The sequence below is a fragment of the Streptomyces lienomycini genome (assembly GCF_027947595.1).
In the GTDB taxonomy this organism is placed as follows: Bacteria; Actinomycetota; Actinomycetes; order Streptomycetales; family Streptomycetaceae; genus Streptomyces; species Streptomyces lienomycini.
Window position 1 is genome coordinate 4,379,063 of sequence record NZ_CP116257.1, and the last position, 17,238, is coordinate 4,396,300.

16 protein-coding genes and 1 pseudogene are annotated in these 17,238 nt (G+C 72.4%); 7 read left to right on the plus strand and 10 right to left on the minus strand.

Features of this window, described 5'->3' with window-relative positions; genetic code table 11:
* Positions 1-48 precede the first annotated feature (48 nt).
* A complete protein-coding gene (locus tag BJ961_RS19795) occupies positions 49-1,245 on the plus strand; it encodes a glycoside hydrolase family 64 protein (protein ID WP_271414121.1) in 1,197 nt (398 codons plus the stop codon).
* Positions 1,246-1,347: 102 nt separating this feature from the next.
* On the opposite strand, the gene BJ961_RS19800 is transcribed toward BJ961_RS19795, so the two are convergent.
* Positions 1,348-1,836 carry a DUF6083 domain-containing protein gene (locus BJ961_RS19800; RefSeq protein WP_271414122.1) on the minus strand — a complete coding sequence of 163 codons (489 nt, stop codon included), beginning with the start codon at positions 1,834-1,836 and terminating at the stop codon, positions 1,348-1,350.
* Between the two features lie 122 nt (positions 1,837-1,958).
* On the opposite strand from BJ961_RS19800, the gene BJ961_RS19805 reads away from it, so the two are divergent.
* On the plus strand, positions 1,959-2,801 hold the full coding sequence (locus BJ961_RS19805) for a class I SAM-dependent methyltransferase (protein ID WP_271417103.1): 843 nt from the start codon (positions 1,959-1,961) through the stop codon (positions 2,799-2,801).
* Positions 2,802-2,834: 33 nt separating this feature from the next.
* Here BJ961_RS19805 and BJ961_RS19810 read toward each other — a convergent pair whose 3' ends face one another.
* Both BJ961_RS19810 and BJ961_RS19815 read right to left on the minus strand, forming a co-directional pair.
* Positions 2,835-3,281, minus strand: a complete 447-nt coding sequence (locus BJ961_RS19810; protein ID WP_271414123.1) for a nuclear transport factor 2 family protein — start codon at positions 3,279-3,281, stop codon at positions 2,835-2,837.
* Positions 3,282-3,456: 175 nt separating this feature from the next.
* Positions 3,457-3,567, minus strand: a pseudogene (locus BJ961_RS19815) (zinc-binding dehydrogenase); the annotation flags it as partial.
* Positions 3,568-3,665: 98 nt separating this feature from the next.
* Here BJ961_RS19815 and BJ961_RS19820 point away from each other — a divergent pair.
* Complete coding sequence (locus tag BJ961_RS19820; protein ID WP_271414124.1) at positions 3,666-3,869, plus strand: hypothetical protein; 204 nt, start codon at positions 3,666-3,668, stop codon at positions 3,867-3,869.
* 17 nt (positions 3,870-3,886) lie between these two features.
* Here BJ961_RS19820 and BJ961_RS19825 read toward each other — a convergent pair whose 3' ends face one another.
* From BJ961_RS19825 to BJ961_RS19850, 6 genes are all read right to left on the minus strand, one after another.
* Positions 3,887-4,870, minus strand: a complete 984-nt coding sequence (locus tag BJ961_RS19825; RefSeq protein ID WP_271414125.1) for a formylglycine-generating enzyme family protein — start codon at positions 4,868-4,870, stop codon at positions 3,887-3,889.
* A gap of 33 nt (positions 4,871-4,903) precedes the next feature.
* On the minus strand, positions 4,904-6,382 hold the full coding sequence (locus BJ961_RS19830) for a sulfatase-like hydrolase/transferase (RefSeq protein WP_271417104.1): 1,479 nt from the start codon (positions 6,380-6,382) through the stop codon (positions 4,904-4,906).
* A gap of 77 nt (positions 6,383-6,459) precedes the next feature.
* Positions 6,460-7,404 (minus strand): aliphatic sulfonate ABC transporter substrate-binding protein, encoded by a 945-nt coding sequence (locus tag BJ961_RS19835; protein ID WP_271417105.1) that lies wholly within the window; start codon positions 7,402-7,404, stop codon positions 6,460-6,462.
* A gap of 122 nt (positions 7,405-7,526) precedes the next feature.
* Positions 7,527-8,339, minus strand: a complete 813-nt coding sequence (locus BJ961_RS19840) for an ABC transporter ATP-binding protein (protein ID WP_271414126.1) — start codon at positions 8,337-8,339, stop codon at positions 7,527-7,529.
* Positions 8,336-9,202, minus strand: a complete 867-nt coding sequence (locus BJ961_RS19845) for an ABC transporter permease (RefSeq protein WP_271414127.1) — start codon at positions 9,200-9,202, stop codon at positions 8,336-8,338. Before BJ961_RS19845 ends, BJ961_RS19840 begins: the two co-directional genes overlap by 4 nt.
* Positions 9,189-10,454, minus strand: coding sequence for an ROK family transcriptional regulator (locus tag BJ961_RS19850; RefSeq protein WP_271414128.1), 1,266 nt, complete (start codon positions 10,452-10,454; stop codon positions 9,189-9,191). Before BJ961_RS19850 ends, BJ961_RS19845 begins: the two co-directional genes overlap by 14 nt.
* A 236-nt stretch (positions 10,455-10,690) precedes the next feature.
* Here BJ961_RS19850 and BJ961_RS19855 point away from each other — a divergent pair, with 236 nt between their 5' ends.
* The 4 genes from BJ961_RS19855 to BJ961_RS19870 all read left to right on the plus strand — a co-directional run bounded on the left by BJ961_RS19855 (position 10,691) and on the right by BJ961_RS19870 (position 16,190).
* Complete coding sequence (locus tag BJ961_RS19855; RefSeq protein WP_271414129.1) at positions 10,691-12,040, plus strand: family 43 glycosylhydrolase; 1,350 nt, start codon at positions 10,691-10,693, stop codon at positions 12,038-12,040.
* Positions 12,041-12,244: 204 nt separating this feature from the next.
* Entirely contained in the window at positions 12,245-14,404 is a 2,160-nt protein-coding gene (locus tag BJ961_RS19860; protein ID WP_271417106.1) for a SpoIIE family protein phosphatase, read from the plus strand.
* A complete protein-coding gene (locus BJ961_RS19865; protein WP_271414130.1) occupies positions 14,404-15,075 on the plus strand; it encodes a CBS domain-containing protein in 672 nt (223 codons plus the stop codon). Before BJ961_RS19860 ends, BJ961_RS19865 begins: the two co-directional genes overlap by 1 nt.
* A 374-nt stretch (positions 15,076-15,449) precedes the next feature.
* Positions 15,450-16,190 (plus strand): TetR/AcrR family transcriptional regulator, encoded by a 741-nt coding sequence (locus tag BJ961_RS19870; protein ID WP_271414131.1) that lies wholly within the window; start codon positions 15,450-15,452, stop codon positions 16,188-16,190.
* 13 nt (positions 16,191-16,203) lie between these two features.
* Here the strand turns inward: BJ961_RS19870 and BJ961_RS19875 are convergent, their stop codons facing one another.
* Positions 16,204-17,151: a LysR family transcriptional regulator gene (locus tag BJ961_RS19875; protein WP_271414132.1), complete on the minus strand. Its 948-nt coding sequence runs from the start codon at positions 17,149-17,151 to the stop codon at positions 16,204-16,206.
* Positions 17,152-17,238: the final 87 nt, after the last annotated feature.

Genomic DNA, 17,238 nt, shown 5'->3' on the forward strand with positions numbered 1-17,238 from the left:
TCAGAATCGGTACGGACCAATTCCCCCACACCCGCACGGAGGTGGAGAGTGCTCTCCCGACTCAGACTCCGTCTGCTCGCCGTGGCCGCGGCCGCAGGCCTGACCGGTGCCCTGCTCACGTTCGGCGCCGCACCGCCCGCGGACGCCGCGGTGCCCGCCACCATCCCCCTGAAGATCACCAACAACTCCGCCCGCGGTGACGCCGTCCACATCTACAACCTGGGCACCTCGCTGACGACGGGTCAGCAGGGCTGGGCGGACGCGAACGGCACCTTCCACGCCTGGCCCGCCGGCGGCAATCCCCCCACCCCGGCACCGGACGCGTCCATTCCCGGACCGGCCGCCGGACAGACCAAGACCATCCGGATCCCGAAGCTGTCGGGACGCATCTACTTCTCCTACGGCCAGAAGCTGGACTTCCGGCTCACCACGGGCGGCCTGGTCCAGCCCGCCGTCCAGAACCCGAGCGACCCCAACCGCAACATCCTCTTCAACTGGTCCGAGTACACCCTCAACAACGACGGACTGTGGCTGAACAGCACCCAGGTCGACATGTTCTCGGCGCCCTACACGGTCGGCGTGCAGCGCGCCGACGGCGGTGTGACCAGCGCCGGACAGCTCAAGGCCGGTGGCTACAGAGGGGTGTTCGACGCCCTGCGGGCGCAGCCGGGCTGGAGCGGGCTGATCCAGACCCGGCCCGACGGCACCGTCCTGCGGGCGCTGGCTCCGCTGTACGGGGTGGAGACCGGGGCGCTGCCCGCGTCGGTGATGGACGACTACATCAACCGGGTCTGGCAGAAGTACACGACGACCACGCTCACCGTCACGCCCTTCGGGGACCGGCCGGACACGAAGTACTTCGGGCGTGTCTCGGGCAACGTCATGAACTTCACCAACGGCTCCGGCGCGGTCGTCACCAGCTTCCAGAAACCGGACGCCTCCAGCGTCTTCGGGTGCCACCGGCTGCTCGACGCGCCCAACGACCAGGTGCGCGGGCCGATCTCCCGCACGCTGTGCGCCGGGTTCAACCGGTCGACGCTGCTGAGCAACCCCGACCAGCCCGACTCCTCGGCGGCGAACTTCTACCGGGACTCCGTGACCAACCACTACGCCCGGGTCATCCACGACCGCATGGCCGACGGGAAGGCGTACGCGTTCGCCTTCGACGACGTCGGCAACCACGAGTCGCTGGTGCACGACGGCAACCCGGCCGAGGCCCGTCTCACTCTCGCCCCGCTCGACTGAGCCGGCCGGGGCAGGGCCCGCTCCCGCTCCTCCACTCGTGGGGGGCGGGGGCGGACGCGCGGTGCGGCACCTCGCCGGGCGGTGCGGTGACGCGCCGGGGCGTCAGCCCGCGTCGGGCAGCGCGTCCGGGCGGTCCGCCCCGTCCGCCTGCCGCCATGCCCGACGGGCGTTCTCCTCGCGCACCGTGTCCAGCCACCGCCACGGTTTGATCTCGTCCAGGGTGAGGCCGGGGCAGGTGAGCTGGTGGGGGACGCGGCAGGTGGTGCCGGGCGGGGGTTCGTCCAGACCGCCGTTCCATGCCTGCCCGCCCGGGTCGACGTGCCAGCGGTGCCCGCCGGGAACGAGGTGGGTGGGGACGGTGAGCAGGGGTTCGAGCAGGACGTGCTGACCGGTGTAGGTGAGGCGGCGTTCGCCGGGCAGACCGCAGTGCGGGCAGACGGGACGGGCCGGCGGCTCGGGCCCGGTGGCACCGTCGCGGGCGGCCTGCCTCCGGTCGACGCTCTCCCAGGGGCACGGCGTGCCGGCGGGGCGCTGCCGGTGTCCGTCGGGGCCGGGCACCGGGAACAGGTTCGGTTCGTGTGTGTCCCCCATGGAAGTGAGTGTGCGGCGCCGCGCGGGCTCGGGACAGGGCGCAGGGCGGGGCGCACCGGCTGCACGCTGGAATCATGGGCGGACCGCCGATACGTACGGGACTGAGGAGGCTGCGGACGGTCATGGAGGTCGACTGGGAGTGGGACGAGACGCTGTTCTCCGGTGCCGCCGCCTTCTACCGGCGCGGGAGACTCCCGTACGCCCCCCGCCTGGCCGACGTACTCGCCGAGGCGCTGCACCTCGACGGACGGGGCCGCCTGATCGACCTGGGGTGCGGGCCGGGCACGGTCGCCCTGGAGCTGGTCGGTCTCTTCGACGAGGTCGTCGGTGTCGACCCGGACGCGGGGATGCTCACCGAGGCGGCGCGCGGGGCCGCCGAGCTCGACGTGACGGGGAAGGTGCGGTGGGTGCGGGCGCGGGCCGAGGAACTCCCCTGCGGGCTCGGCGGGTTCACCGTGGCCACCCTCGCGCAGTCCTTCCACTGGATGGACCGTGAACGGGTGGCGGCGGCCGTCCGGGAGATGCTCCGGCCGGGCGGCGCCCTGGTGCACATCTCGGACCTCAAGGGCGAGCGGCGGACCGTCGACGGGCTGCCGTATCCGGCGGTCCCGCAGGCGGCGATCGAGGAGCTGGTCCGGCGGTGGCTGGGTCCGGTCCGCCGGGCCGGCCGGGGAGTGCTGCCGCACGGGACGCCCTCGGGCGAGGACGCCGTACTGGCCGCGGCGGGGTTCGCCGGCCCGCACCGCCATGTCGTGCCCGGCGGGCAGGCGCTGGTCCGTACGTGCGACGACGTCGTCGCGGGCGTGTTCTCGATGTCGTTCTCGGCCCCGCACCTGTTCGGCGCCGGGCTCGCCGGCTTCGAGGCGGAGCTGCGCCGGCTGCTGGCGGAGGTCTCGCCGTCGGGCCGTTTCTCCGAGCGCCGTCCCGGGACCGAGGTGTTCGTCTGGCCGCGCGGGACGGACTGAGCCCGGCGACCGGCACGGACCGGTCGCCCGCCCTCACGTGCCGGGGACGCAGGCTTCGGCGATGGACACGCTGTTCTCGTAGAGGTGGTGCCGGGTGATCCGGCCGTCCTCGACGGTCAGGCGCAGGGCGAACGGCCCCTCGAAGGACTTGCCCGTCGCGCGTACGGTGCCCGCCAGCTGCCCGAACAGGACGGCGTCCGTGCCGTCGACGAGGAAGGTGTCGATCGAGGCTCGCGCGTCCTCGGGCACGACGTGCTCCGACAACTCCGAGAACTGGGCGGCGGCTTCGGCTCCCGTCGAGCGGGGCCGGATCCACGGGACGACGGGGTTGTCCGCGAGCAGCCAGTCGACCTCGTCGGCGAAGAGCTCCACCAGCCGGTCGGTGTCTCCGGCCAGGCGGGCGGCGAGGAAGTCGCCGACGACGGAGCGGGTGGCCTCGGCGACCGGGTCTCCCGCGGGGGTGGTGGGGGTGACGGACATGGTGTGCTCCTCGCTGCCGCGGCCGGGACCCGGCGGGTGTTCCCGCCGTGTGTCCGATCCTGTCGAGCCGGAGCGGAACGGTCGATTACCTCGCGGGTCATCATGGCCGCGGGGACGCGGCCGGCCTCCGCGGCGCCCCGGTGCGCGTCCCGGGACCTACGGCTGCCCCGGCCCACGGCGTGAGCACGATCCGGCCGAAGACCTCTCCCGCGGCCATTCTCCGGTGCGCCGACGCCGCCTGCTCCAGGGGCAGCACCGCGTGGACCACCGTGTGCGGTGCTGCCCGGCGACCGCGCCGACCACCACCATCCGGCCGTGGACCCGAGTGGCCCAGTCGGCGCACGGCGAGCGTTTCCCCCCGGGTCCGCGTTCGTTGGGACGGGCATGATCAAGAAGCTTGCCTGTCTCTCCGTCATGGCCACCGCGCTGCTGGTCTCCGCTCCCCTCGCCGAGGCGGCCCCCGTGCCCGGCCCGTCCGCGGGTGTGCCCGGTGGCCCGCTCCTGAACGGCCTCCTCGGGTCGCTGGAGGTGGGGCACCCGGCCACCTCCCCGCAGTCCCTGCTTCCCGCGGGCATCCTGGGCGGCTGAGGGCACGGTGTGACCGGCTAGGACGCCTCGCCGGCGGCATCGTCGGCGTCGGCGTCGTTGGCGCAGCGGAAGCCGAGGTTGCCGGACGAGGAGTCCGGTGTGTTGGACGAGCGTGCGGCGACCCGGTAGCGGTTGCAGTAGGAGTCGTGGCACAGGTAGGAGCCGCCGCGCAGGACCCGTGTCGTCCCGGTGCCGGGACCGTGCGGGTCCGCGGTCGGCGAATCGGCGTAGTAGGACGGCGAGAACCAGTCGGAGCACCACTCCCACACGTTGCCCGCGGTGTTCCACAGGCCGTGGCCGTTGGGCCGGTAGGACTTGACCGGTGCGGTCGTCACATGACCGTCCTCGGCCGTGTTGACGTGCGGGAAGCGGCCCTGCCAGATGTTGCAGCGCCACCGGCCGCCGGGGGTCAGCTCGTCGCCCCAGGCGTAGCGGCGGCCGGCCAGTCCCCCGCGTGCCGCGTACTCCCACTCGGCCTCGGTGGGCAGGCGCTTGCCGGCCCACCGGGCGTAGGCGGCGGCGTCGCTCCAGGAGACGTGGACGACGGGATGGTTCCGCCGTCCGGTGATGTCGGAGCGGGCACCCTCGGGGCGGCGCCAGTGGGCGCCCCGCACGTTGATCCACCAGGGGGCGCCGGCGGCGTTGCCGAGGACGTCGGCCTCCGGGGCGGCGACCACCAGGTGGAACACCGCCGAGGAGCCGTGGCGTTCGGCGTCGGTCACGTGGCCGGTCTCCTTGACGAAGGCGGCGAACCGGGCGTTGGTGACGGCGGTCTCGTCGATGTGGAAGGGCTTGAGACGCACCGCGTGGACGGGCGTCTCGCCGTCGGCCGGATACCCCTCCCCGAAGGCGTCCCCCATCGCGAACCCACCGCCCGGCAGGCGCACCTGGCCGCGGGTCGAGCGCGGGCGGGCGGCGGGTCCCGGTGCCGGGGGGAACGTGCCGACCACGGCGGCCGGGGACGCGGCGGGGGCACAGCACGGGCGGTGGGCGCTGGTCATGGTTCCTCGAATCGGGCTGCGGACGTGCGGGTGCTACGCCTTGTACGTGGACTCGTCGAGCCCGCTCAGGGTCGGGTCGTGACCCACCTCGCCGACGTCGTACATCGACGTCATCCAGTGGTAGAAGTTGTCGCCGCGCTCGCGCAGTACGTCGTACAGCCGGCGCGTCATGCGGCCGCGGACCTCCGCCCGCTCGGGATGGGCGTAGACGTTCTGGAGTTCGTCCGGGTCGGTGTGCAGGTCGTACAGCTCGTTGACGGAGTCGGGGTTGACGACGAGTTTGTACCGGTCCTCGCGCAGCATGCGCTGCGGGTAGGGGAAGTGGTGGCCGTGGAACTCGCAGACGATGTCCTGGTCCCACTCCACCTCCTCGCCCCGCACCAGGGGCAGCAGGCTGCGCGAGTCGACGGCGGGTTTCGGGTCGAGGCCCGCCAGTTCGAGGATGGTGGCGGTGCAGTCGAGGAGGCTGACGAACTCGTCGCGCACCTGGCCGCCGGGCCCGCCGGGGACCCGGAGCAGGCCGGGGGTGCGGTAGATGTCCTCGTACATGGCGGGGCCCTTGTCGTGCAGCCGGTGCGAGCCGGTGAACTCCCCGTGGTCGCAGGTGAAGAACACCGCGGTGTCGTCCACGAGGCCGAGCCGCTCCATGGCGTCCATGACCCGGCCGATCTGCCGGTCGATGAGGGCCACGTAGCCCCAGTAGACCGCGATGAGCTTGCGGGTCGTCTCGATGGGCATGGTGTCGAAGGTCCAGTGCGCGCTGTAGTTGCGCTGGACGGGGGGTTTGCCCTCGAAGGTCTCGGACACCGACCGCGGCAGTTCCACGTCCGCCGGGTCGACCAGGTCGAAGTACTCGTCCGGGAGGATGTACGGCAGGTGGGGTCCGAAGAAGTGCAGGGCCAGGAAGAAGGGCTGGTCGTGGTCGTGGGCGTCGGCGGCGTACCGCTCCAGCCGCTCGATGGCGCGGGTGGCCAGGTAGTGCTCGAAGGTGGCCTCGACCGGCTGGTGCAGCCGGGCGGCCAGCAGGTTGCCGGGGCCGCCGTTGGGCAGGGTGCCGCGGACGCGGTCGCTGATCTCGTACGGGGGCAGTCCACGTTCGGCGAGGTAGGCGAGGTAGTCCGGGTGGTCCACGGGGTTGTGCCAGCCGGGCAGGTCGGGCCCGTCGAAGCCGTAGTCGGCCGCCGTGCGCCGGTTTCCGGCGTGCCACTTGCCGAACAGGCCGCAGTTGTAGCCGTGTTCGCGCAGGGCGCGGGAGAAGGCGAACTGGTCCTCGGCCAGGTCCTCGAGGTAGCCGACGTTGCGCTCGTGGTTGGCCAGGAGCTTGTGCCGGAAGGGTGCCTGGCCGGTCAGGAGACTGGCGCGGGCCGGAGTGCAGATGGCGGTGGGGGTGTACCAGCGGTCGAAGCGGGTTCCCGTGGCGGCCAGTTCGTCGAGCGCGGGTGTGTGGGCCAGCGGGTTGCCGTAGGCGCCGAGCGTGTCCGTGCGGTGCTGGTCGGTCATGAGGAAGAGGATGTTCTTCCTGGACGCGCCGGACCGGGCGTCGGACCGGGCGTCGGAGCGGGTTGCGGCGCCGGTCTGGTTGGCTCGCGTCACTTGCCCGCTCCCGTGAAGAGGTCACCGGTGTAGTAGGTCTTCGGGTCGACGGGCTTCTTCAGTTTGCCGGCGTCGACGAAGTAGTCGTTCATGCCCTTCAGCCAGGTGACGACGGTGCCGTCCCGGGTCAGCCTGTCGAGTTCCTCGACGCCGAGCACCTTGTTGTTCGCGGCGTCCGCCTCGACCTGCTCGACGGGGATCTTCAGCTTGTCGGCGGTGAGTTCGATCGCCTCGTCGGTGTGCTCGGCGCGGAAGGCCATGGCCTCGCGCAGTACGGCGAGGACCTTCTTGGTCTTCTCCGGCTGCTCCTTCACCACCTTGTTGCCCGCGACGAAGGCGGTGGGGAAGGAGACCTCCTTCTCGAAGTCGGCGTTCTTGGCCAGCTCGACCAGGTCGGGGATCTGCTTCTTGATGGTCGCCGCGGCCGGGTACCAGAAGCCCGCTCCGTCGACCTGCTTGGAGGAGAAGGCGGAGACGATGGTGGAGGGATCCATGGGGACGACCTTCAGGTCGTCCTTGGTCATCCCGGCCTTCTCCAGGGCGAGGGAGAGGATCATGTCGCCGGAGGTGCCCTCGGGCACGGCGACGGTCTTGCCCTTGAGCTGCTGCATCGAGGTGATGCCCGGCTGGGCGAGGACGCGGTCGGAGTTGCCGAGGGTGTTGACGGCGACGACCTTGGCCTGGCCGGAGGCGGGGAGCCACATGGCGCCGGGGCCTATGTAGCCGAAGTCGAGGTTGTCCGTGCCCAGGGCCTGGATCTGGAGCGGTCCGTTGGTGAAGACCTTGGCGTCCGCCGACAGCCCGTGCTTCTTCCAGAGGCCCTTGGCCTCGGCGATGGCGATCAGGCTGGCGCCGTTGAAGTCGTTGATGTAGCCGAAGCGGACCTTGTCGGACGACCCGCCGGAGGACGATCCGCCGCCGCACGCGGCGAGCAGCGCCATGGCGGCCACGCCGGCGAGGGTGGTGGTGAGGCTTCTACGGGTGAGATTTCCACGGGTGAGGCTTGTACGGGTGAGGCTTCTTGGGGGGAGAACGGGTGACATGGCGGTGGGCCCCTTCCGGGTCACGACGTCGAGGAGTGGGAACCGGAAAGGGCGGCGGTGCGGCCTTCCTGGTGGTAGACGGAGTGCCAGACCCGGTTGCGCAGGGCGGCGAACTCGGGGCTGAGCCGGAAGGCCTCGTCGCGCCGGATGGCGGGGTCGACCTCGATGACGTCGTAGACGCGTCCGGGGCGGGCGGCCATGACGACGACCCGGTTGGCCAGGAACACGGCCTCGTCGACGTCGTGGGTGATGAACAGGACCGTGCGCTTGTCCTGGCTCCAGGTCTCCAGCAGCTGCTCCTGGAGCTTGACCCGGGTGAGCGCGTCGAGGGCGCCGAAGGGTTCGTCCATCAGCAGGATGGAGGGGTCGACGGCGTAGGCGCGGGCGATGGCGCAGCGCTGCCGCATGCCTCCGGACAGGGTCTTGGGCAGGGCGTCGGCGAACGCCTCCAGGCCGACCAGTTCGATGAAGTGCTCGGCACGGGCGCGGCGTTCGTACTTGGGCACACCGGTGGTGCGCAGCCCGAACTCGACGTTCTGGCGCACGGTGAGCCAGGGGAAGAGGGCGTACTGCTGGAAGATGACGCCGCGTTCGGGTCCGGGGCCGCAGACCGGGACGCCGTCCACCAGGGCGCGGCCGGAGGTGGGGGTGTCGAGTCCGGCGAGGATGTTCATCAGGGTGCTCTTGCCGCAGCCCGAGGGACCGACGACGGTGACGAACGCGTGGTCCGCGATGTCGAGGCTGACGTCGTCGAGGGCGGTGAAGGTATCCCGGCCCAGCGAGAAGGTCTTGGTGACGTGCTGGACGGAGATCTTGGCGGGTGTGCTGGTCATCGGCGTTCCTGCCATCGGGTGAGCCGGCGTTCGGCGAGGAGGAGGACCCGGTCCATGAGCAGACCGAGGATTCCGATCGAGACGAGTCCGACGAAGATGGTCGGCAGGTCGTAGTAGAGCTGGGCGTTCTGCATGCGGTAGCCGAGGCCCTCCTGGGCCGCGAGCAGTTCCGCGGCGACGAGGGTGGCCCAGGCCGAGCCAAGACCGACCCGCATGCCGACGAGGATGAAGGGCGTGGACGCCGGCACCACGACGCGGACGAAGATCGTGAGGTCCCTGGCGCCCAGCACCCGGGCGGCGTTGATGAGGGTGCGGTCGACGCTCACCACGCCCTGGAAGGTGGAGATCACACAGGCCAGGAACGCGGCGAGGAAGATGACGAAGATCTTCGGCGTCTCGTCGATGCCCATGGCGACCACGGCCAGCGGGAGGATCGCCAGCGGCGGGATGGTGCGGAAGAACTGGATCCAGGGTTCGACCAGCCCGCGCACGACGGAGTACCAGCCCATCAGGAAACCGACCAGGACCGCGGCGGCCGTACCGAGCGCGAAGCCGATGAGGACCCGCGTCAGGCTGGCCGCGGCGTCGGTGGCGAGCGTGCCGTCGGCGATCAGCACCCTGGCCTGGGAGACGACCTCCGGCGGGGTCGGCAGCTTGAGTCCCGCGGACGCCAGGAACCACCAGATCGCGATGCCGAGGGCGACGGACACGGTGTTCAGTACGAGGGTCAGGCCGCGCCGGCCGGTGCGTTCGCGCGTCCGCGTCGTCTTCGCCGTGCCCGGGTCGGCGTCGGAGGGGGCCCCGGACCGCTGTGGGGGCGGCGGGTGCCCCGGGTCGGCCCCCCGCTGGTCAAGGACGGACATGGGCGGCTCCTTCGGTGGCGGAGTCGGGTGCATCGGACGGGCCCTTCACGTCGGCGGTTTCGGGATACCTCGCCAGGAGGGGAGAGCTGTGGAAGACCGCGGCGAGCGCGCCGATGGCGCCGTCGTCGTCGGAGAGCCGGGCCGCGGCGACGACGGGGCCGGCCGACGCGGTCGGGAAGATCTCGGCGGCGAGGGTGGCGGCGACCTGTTCCACGAGGACGGGCGCCAGCCGGGTGATCTCGCCGCCGATGACCACCTTCGCCGGGTTCAGCATCATGGTCGCGGCGCCCACCACGCGGCCCAGCGCTCCCGCGGCCTCCCGCAGGACCCGGTCCACGACGGGGTGGGCGCGGCGCACGGCGGCGGCGAGGTCGTCGAGGTTCTCCAGACGCAGTCCGAACTCCCAGCAGGCGGCGAGGATGCCGGGCACCGAGGCCACCGTCTCCAGACAGCCCCGCTTGCCGCACCGGCAGGGCCGGCCCGCCGCTTCGACGGTCACGTGGCCCAGCTCGCCGGCCAGCCCGGACGAGCCCGTCACCAGTTGGCCGCCGACGACGAGACCGCCGCCGACGCCGTCCGACAGGCGCACGTACACCAGGTCGGCGACGCTGTCCGCGCCGCTGATGGCCTCGGCGAGGGCGGCGAGGCGGGTGTTGTTGTCGACGATGACCGGTGCGTCGAAGCGCTCGGCGAAGGCCACGTCGACGCCCTCTGGTGCCGGGCGCAGCACGGTGGCCCCGCCGGTGGCGCGCGGCCAGGCCGCTCCCTCGGGGGCCGGGTAGGGGCCGGGCACGCCGATGCCGATGCCCTGCAGCGCCCCGTAGTGGACTCCGGCCTCGCCGCTCAGCCGGTCGACCAGTTCCAGGGCCAGCTCGGTACGGGTCGCCCAGGTCGCGGTGGACTCGTACCGGACGGAGCCCGAGACCATGATCTCGTGCGAGGCGTCGGCGACGACGACGTGGACGCGTCGGTGTCCGAAGTCGACGCCCATGAACTGGGCCGACGCCGGGTCGAGCGCCAGCCGTTCGGCCGGCCGGCCGCTGCCCTCGCGCCGGGAGGCGTCGGTGTCCAGGACCACGATGGCACCTCGCTGCAGGAGGTGGCCGGTGATCTCGGACAGGGTGGTGCGGGACAGGCCCACGACCCGGGCGATCTCGCCGCGGCTCATGGCGCCGTTCTCCTGCAGCGCACGCATCACGCGCTCTTCGTGGGTCCGCCTGACCAGTGCGTGCACTCCGCTGGGCATCTGCATGCCGATCAAGGTAGGGAGGCGGGATTATTCCGTCAACACTCCGACAGAAAGACGCAACGAAGCGTTCACAAAGCCTGGTGGGCCGGGCCTTGCCCGACTCGGTCGGGCCGGTTTATTCGTCCGCCCTGTTGACGTAAATGTGCGGTCGTTCGCATGCTGTGCGCCATGCCCCCGTCATGCGGCTCGTGTGCCGCGCCTCGGTTCCCGGACGGGGACGACGAAGGAGAACCCGACTGATGACCGATGCCGAGTACGGACTCCACCGACGCTCCCTGCTGGCCGGCGCCGCCGGTGTGGGGGCGGCGTTCGCCCTGCCCGCGAGCGCGGCGCAGGCCGCTCCCGCGGCGGCTCCCGCCCCGGCCGGGGCGTCGCGGCGGTACCCGCGGAACTGGCCCGACGCCGAGACGTACGGCGTCGCGGACACCCGCGAGGATCTGTGGCCGCGCGAGGACAACTCGTTCGTCCTCCCGCTGGAGTTGCGCCCTCGCGACGAGGAGCGGGGCACGGTGTGGATGCGCGACACCTACGTGAACTGCTTCGTCGTCGACGGCCGCCCGCTGTACGTCGCCACCGGCACGTCACGGGTGCCCGGACTGGATGCCGCCGGCCCCTGGAACGACGGCATCTTCGTATGGCTGGCCCCCTCCCTCAAGGGTCCGTGGCGGCTGGCCGACACGACGGGGATCCGGCCCGGGGCCGAGCGGGGCAAGGTGTGGTCGCCCGAGTTCGTCGGGGAGAACCGGCCCGGGCGCACGGTCGTCGCGCCGTGGCAGGAGTACTGGCACGACGAGCAGTTCGGCAAGCGGGGCCAGGCCTGGGCGCCCGAGCTGCACCACTTCCGCGGCACCTGGTACATCGTGGCGTGCATGGGCGACCACTCGCGCAAGGTCGGCTCGTTCATGCTGGTGAGCGAGGGCGGCGTCGAGGGGCCGTACCGGCTGATCGAGGGGAATCTGGAGAAGCCGTTCGGCGACTCCTTCATCGGGGGGCCGAAGTTCATCGAGCCCGGTGCCTACCACCACATCGACGGCGGTCTCTTCTCCGAGGGCGACGACGCGTGGCTGGTGCTGCACAACGACCTGTACGCGAAGTTCCGGGACGACATGGAGGACATCGTCACGACGACGGACCTGCCCCGGTTCGAGCAGACTCCCTACTCCCCCGAGCCGTACCTCGAGGGCGCGTACGTGTTCAAGTACCGGGGCAAGTACCACCTCGTCCACGCCGCGTGGGACCGGACGTCGGTCAACGCCGACGGCACCGTCCGCCACGCCTACGACGTGCCCGCGACCGGCCGGGTGCAGTACCAGTACGACGCCGTCGTCGCCGTGTCCGACCGGTTCGAGGGCCCGTACGCGAAGCGGTACACCGCGGGCGTCGGCGCCGGTCACAACAACTTCTTCGTCGACCACAGGGGCGATCTGTGGGCGACGTACTTCCTGAACCCCGCCGCCGGATACTGGTCCGCCCCCTCGCGCGTCGCGGACTCCGCGGTGCCCGGTGTCGTACGGCTGGAGTGGACCGGTCCGTCGGACGGCCGGCTGTACGTGAAACGGGAGTCCGACGGGCGCGGCACCCGGCACTGAGCGCCGGGTGTGCCCGGTCGCCGCTCCCTCGCATGCCGTGACGACACGACGGGCGTAGTGTCCATGTATGGGTGATGTGCGGTGTGGTCGGCGCCGGGCAGTCCCGCCTCCGGCGGCGGGGCACGGCCACCGGCACCGTCCTTCGGCCCACCGCCGGGTTGCCGGCGGGCTCCCCCCGCCGGCTCGGCCGCGGGCGGCCGGATGATGGACTCCGCGATGGCCGCCGTGGTGCGGGCGAGCGGTGCGTTCGGAGCGATCCTGTACGTGCTGCCGCCGGGCGAGGACGCCGTGTGGCAGGTGCTGATCGCGGGGGTTCCGCAGGAGATGGCCGCCCCGTGGCGGCGGGTCGGGCTGAAGGACCCGATGCCGGTGGCGGACGCCGTGCGCGAGCGGCGCCTGGTGTGGGCGGGCGGCCGGGAGGAGATGGCACGCCAGTATCCGCGGCTGGCTCTGGTCCTGCCGTACGACTTCGCACTGGCCGCCGCACCGCTCGTCTCGGGCTCCGACGTCCGGGGCGGGCTGGTGCTGCTCTGGTCCGGGAACCACCCGGCGCGGCTGAGCACCGGTGAACAGGACGCCGTCCGGGCGGGGTGCCGGCGGCTGGCCGAGGGCCTCCGGCAGGCGGCCGACCGGGGCGAACCGGTGCTGCCTCGGGACCGGCCCCGGACCCTGCCGCCGCCGGCGCCGAGCGTGCCCTCCCCCGTGGAGGCGACCGCGCTGTCCGCCTTCGTCGACCGTCTGCCGGGCGGATCCTGCGCGCTGGACCTGAACGGACACCTCACCTTCGTCACCCCGGCGGCGGCCGAGCTGCTCGGTGCCGACCGGGCCGCCCTGGTGGGCGCCCTGCCGTGGGAGGCACTCCCGTGGATGGACGTGCCGCACGTCGAGGACCGCTACCGGGCTGCGCTGGTCAGCCGTCGGCCGCAGGCGTTCACGGTCCTGCGCCCGCCGCACACGTGGCTGGCCTTCGAGCTGTACCCGGACGCCACCGGGCTGAGTGTGCGCATCACCCGTGGCAGCCCGGACGCGGACGCGCCCCCGTCCCGGCCTGCGCAGCCCTCCGGGCCCAGTCGTGCCACCGTGCTCTACCACCTGATGCACCTGGCCTCCACCCTGACCGAGGCGGTCGGGGTGCGGGACGTGGTCGAGCAGACCGCCGACCAGTTGATGCCCGCTCTGGGTGCGCAGGGCATGGTGGTGATGGCCCCGGAGGACGGCCACCTGAAGATCGTCGGTCAGCGCGGCTACCGCCCGGAACTCCTCGCACGCTTCGACGGCGCTCCGCTCACCTCGACCGTCCCCGGCGCCGACGTCATGGTCACCGGAGTCCCGGGGTTCTGGACGACCTTCGACGAACTCCACGGGGCCTACCCGGCCATGACGCACGAGGACGGGATGGCCGCGTGGGCCGTGCTGCCGCTGATCGCCTCCGGCCGTCCCATCGGCTCCCTCCTCCTCGCCTACCGACGGCCCCACGTCTTCCCGCCCGGCGAACGGGCCGCCCTCACCTCGCTGGCCGGTCTCGTCGGGCAGGCCCTGGACCGGGCCAGGCTCTACGACGCCAAACACCACCTCGCGCACCGGCTGCAGTCCGCGCTGCTGCCCCACACCCTCCCTCACGTGCCCGGCCTGAGCGTCTGCGCCCGCTACCTCCCGGCGGCCCGCGGACTGGGCATCGGCGGCGACTTCTACGACGTCATCCGCCTCGACGAGCACACGGCCGCCGTCACCATCGGCGACGTGCAGGGGCACAACGTGGACGCCGCCGCGCTCATGGGGCAGGTCCGCACCGCCGTGCACGCCCACGCCACCGTGGGGTCGCCGCCCGGCGACGTCCTGGCCCGCACCAACCGGGTGCTCACCGACCTGGACCCGGACCTGTTCACCAGCTGCGCCTACGTCCACCTCGACCTGGCCACGCACCGCGCCTGCGTGGCGCTCGCCGGTCACCCCCCGCCGCTGGTGCGCCACGCCGACGGGCGCATGGAGGCGCTGCGGGTGCCGCCCGGCCTGCTGCTGGGCATCGAGCCGGACACCGTGTACCCCTCGCTGGAGTTCCCGCTGCCGCCGGGCAGCGTGCTCGCCCTGTACACCGACGGACTCGTGGAGGCGCCCGGAGTCGACCTCGACGACGCGATCGCGGCCCTCGCCGGGCTCGTCGAGCACGGCGATCCCGGCGACCTGGACGCCATGGCCGACACCCTCATCCGGCACGCGCCGACCCCGGGCGACGACATCGCCCTGCTGCTCATCAGCCCCGACGCGCCGGAATCCGGGCACTCCCGGGGCAGGTCGATCGTTTTCACGGGCAAGACGGACGAAAGCCGGTCGGAGCGGACCGGCAGCGGAGGAGAAGACCCCTGATGAAACACCAGAGGGTGCGCGATCTGATGAGCGACGCCGTGGTCCGCGTGCAGCGGGGCACACCGTTCAAGGAGATCGCCCACCTGCTGCTGGAATACGACATCACGGCGGTGCCCGTCGTCGACGGGGAGAACCGTCCGGTGGGCGTGGTGTCGGAGGCGGACCTCCTGCAGAAGATGTGGGGCGGGGAGCCGGACGGCTCCCCCGAGCACGCCGAGTGGTCCCGGTCGGCCGGTGACAAGGCGGACGCCACGGACGCGGCCGGGCTCATGACCTCGCCCGCGGTCTGCGCCCTGGAGGGCTGGAGCGTCGTCGACGCCGCCAGGGTGATGGCCCGGCACCGCATCAAGCGGCTCCTGGTCGTCGACGGGGAGGGGCGGCTGTCCGGGGTGGTCAGCAGGAGCGACCTGCTGCGGGTGTTCCTGCGCACGGACCGCGCGATCCGCACCGAGATCATCGAGGAGGCCCTGGTCAAGGCGCTGGGCCTGGCTCCCTCGTCGGTGCAGGTGGACGTGGCGCACGGGCATGTCGTCCTCAGTGGCCTGCTCCCGGACCATGTGTCCGCCCCGCTGCTGGAGGAGCACTGCCGGAGCGTGGACGGCGTCGTCGCCGTGGAGTTCAGACCGGCCGGGGAGGCCGGCGCCGAGGGCCCTGCCGCCGTCGGCTCCTGACCGCGCCAGGCCGGCGCAGGCCCGCCCGTGCCCGCCTCCCGGGGGGACGGGGCGCGGACACGGGCGGAGTGCGGGGCCGGGTGCGTCAGACTCCGGTCGAGTCCTTCACCCCCGGGGGCCGGGCCGGTGCGGTCCCGGCCGTGGCGGGCGCGGGTGCGGGGCCGCCCTCGCTGAGACCGAAGCGTCCCACGCACGTTCTCCCTTGTTCCCTTGCGGTGAAGGCGACGGAGCACGGCCGGAGTTGACCTCACGGGGACCGGCGTCGCCGCGAACCGACGTTAGTGAGGCGATGCCGTGTTTGGCAGTGTGAGATTTACCTGACACTGTTCGGCTTCGTGATGGCTTATCAGTGCACGGCGTCGTAGGCTCGCCGCATGCCCACCGATCGAGACACCACCACGGCTCCCGTCCCGCTGCGCGAACGGCGGCGGAACGCCGCGGTCCGGGAGATCGTGGACGCCGCCGAACACCACGTCGGCCTGCACGGGCCCGCGGCCCTGTCCCTGCGCGCGATCGCCCGCGGCCTCGGCATGACCGTGCAGGCGCTCTACCACTACTTCCCGAACCGGGACGCCCTCGTCACCGCCCTCATCACCAAGGCGTACGGCGACCTGTCCGACACGCTGCAGGCCGCCGCCGACACCGCGGCCGACAAGCCCTCCACGCCTCGCCCGGTAGCGGTGGCCGAGGCCTACCGCGGCTGGGGCGTCGCCCACCCGGAGCGCTTCCAGCTCCTGTACGGGACGCCCCTGCGGTACTACGCGGCGCCGGCCGAGGGCCCGACGACCCAGGCGGTCCGCCGGATGGCGGCGATCTTCCAGCGCGAACTGTTCGCCGGCTTCACCCCGGCCCAGCTCGCGGCCGCCGACGCCCCCTCCCCCTCGCCTCCGTTCCGGGAGCACCTGGAAGGACTCCCCGTGCACGCGCAGGGCGAGCTGCCGCCCGCCGCGGTCTCCCTCTTCCTGAGCGCGTGGGGGCACGTGCACGGCCTGGTCGTGCTGGAGGTGTTCGGTCACACCGCCTTCCTCGGCGACCATCAGGCGGAGGTCTTCCGGTCGTCGGTCCGGATGATGCTCGAGGACGTCCACCGCCGGATAGCCGCACCCGCCGTCTGACCGGCCGCGGCTCTCAGGGGCGGTGGCCGTCGTCCCCGCCCGCACGGGTCGCGTCCGGTGCGGTCAGGGCCGGGATCTCCGGGTGGTCGCGGAGCGCGGCGATCACCGCGTTCACCGCGGCACGCCCGGGGGCGCCGCGCCGCACCACGACGGCGACGTTGCGGTGCACCGGTGGGCTCAGCCGCCGGGTGAGGACGGCGTGGTCCGCGGTGACCGCCAGGGCGGGCAGCAGGGCGATCGACCCGGTCGTCTCCACGTGCCGCAGCAGCATCAGGTAGTTGCTGAAGCGGCAGGCCACCCGGGGTTCGAAGCCGGACTCGCGGCAGAGCCGCACGGTGAGGTCGGCCATGTAGGACTGCGGGCGGTCGCAGGCCCAGGTCTCCTCCTCGCACGCGGCGAGGTCGACCGCGGTGCGGGACGCCAGCGGGTGGCCCCGCGGCAGCACCAGCACCACCGAGTCGCTGCCGAGCGACATGACTTCCAGGTCCGCGCCCCAGGTCAGGCCGGAGTAGTCGGTGGTGGTGACGATGACGTCCGCCTCGCCCGAACGCAGGGCGGGGCCGCTCTCGTGCGGCTCCATCTCCATGAGTTCGAGGTGCAGGTGCGGATGGGTGGTGGCGAGGCGGGTCGCCGCCGGGACGGCGAGGCTGTAGATCGCGCTCTGGAACACACCGAGCCGGACGGTGCCGATGGGCTCGTCGTTCAGGGCCCGCAGTTCGGCCTCCGCCTCGGCCATCCGGTCCAGGATCTCCCGGCCCCGGCGGGCCAGCAGGAGTCCGGCCGGGGTCAGCCGCACCCGCCGGCCGGTCCGCTCGATCAGCCGGCACCGGGTCTCGGTCTCGAGCACCGACAGTTGCTGGGAGACCGTCGACGCGCTCAGGTGCAGCGTGTCGGCGACCGCGCGGACGGTGCCGAGGGTGTCCAGCAGGCTGAGCAGTCGCAGTCGTCCCGAGTTGAGCACGGAGCCAGCGTACGGCGCTTGTACGGTTCTGCCGCACAGCCACGTCGAAAGTGTGCGATGGACACGCGCAGCGGAGCGTCCCTAACG

Excerpts from the sequence above, each read along its gene's own strand:
- BJ961_RS19870 (WP_271414131.1), top strand. The coding sequence starts at position 15,450 with ATGCCCACCGATCGAGACACCACCACGGCTCCCGTCCCGCTGCGCGAA.
- BJ961_RS19800 (WP_271414122.1), bottom strand. The coding sequence starts at position 1,836 with ATGGGGGACACACACGAACCGAACCTGTTCCCGGTGCCCGGCCCCGAC.
- BJ961_RS19805 (WP_271417103.1), top strand. The coding sequence starts at position 1,959 with ATGGAGGTCGACTGGGAGTGGGACGAGACGCTGTTCTCCGGTGCCGCC.
- BJ961_RS19835 (WP_271417105.1), bottom strand. The coding sequence starts at position 7,404 with ATGGCGCTGCTCGCCGCGTGCGGCGGCGGATCGTCCTCCGGCGGGTCG.
- BJ961_RS19850 (WP_271414128.1), bottom strand. The coding sequence starts at position 10,454 with ATGCAGATGCCCAGCGGAGTGCACGCACTGGTCAGGCGGACCCACGAA.
- BJ961_RS19820 (WP_271414124.1), top strand. The coding sequence starts at position 3,666 with ATGATCAAGAAGCTTGCCTGTCTCTCCGTCATGGCCACCGCGCTGCTG.
- BJ961_RS19810 (WP_271414123.1), bottom strand. The coding sequence starts at position 3,281 with ATGTCCGTCACCCCCACCACCCCCGCGGGAGACCCGGTCGCCGAGGCC.
- BJ961_RS19865 (WP_271414130.1), top strand. The coding sequence starts at position 14,404 with ATGAAACACCAGAGGGTGCGCGATCTGATGAGCGACGCCGTGGTCCGC.
- BJ961_RS19845 (WP_271414127.1), bottom strand. The coding sequence starts at position 9,202 with ATGTCCGTCCTTGACCAGCGGGGGGCCGACCCGGGGCACCCGCCGCCC.
- BJ961_RS19840 (WP_271414126.1), bottom strand. The coding sequence starts at position 8,339 with ATGACCAGCACACCCGCCAAGATCTCCGTCCAGCACGTCACCAAGACC.
- BJ961_RS19860 (WP_271417106.1), top strand. The coding sequence starts at position 12,245 with ATGGACTCCGCGATGGCCGCCGTGGTGCGGGCGAGCGGTGCGTTCGGA.
- BJ961_RS19855 (WP_271414129.1), top strand. The coding sequence starts at position 10,691 with ATGACCGATGCCGAGTACGGACTCCACCGACGCTCCCTGCTGGCCGGC.
- BJ961_RS19825 (WP_271414125.1), bottom strand. The coding sequence starts at position 4,870 with ATGACCAGCGCCCACCGCCCGTGCTGTGCCCCCGCCGCGTCCCCGGCC.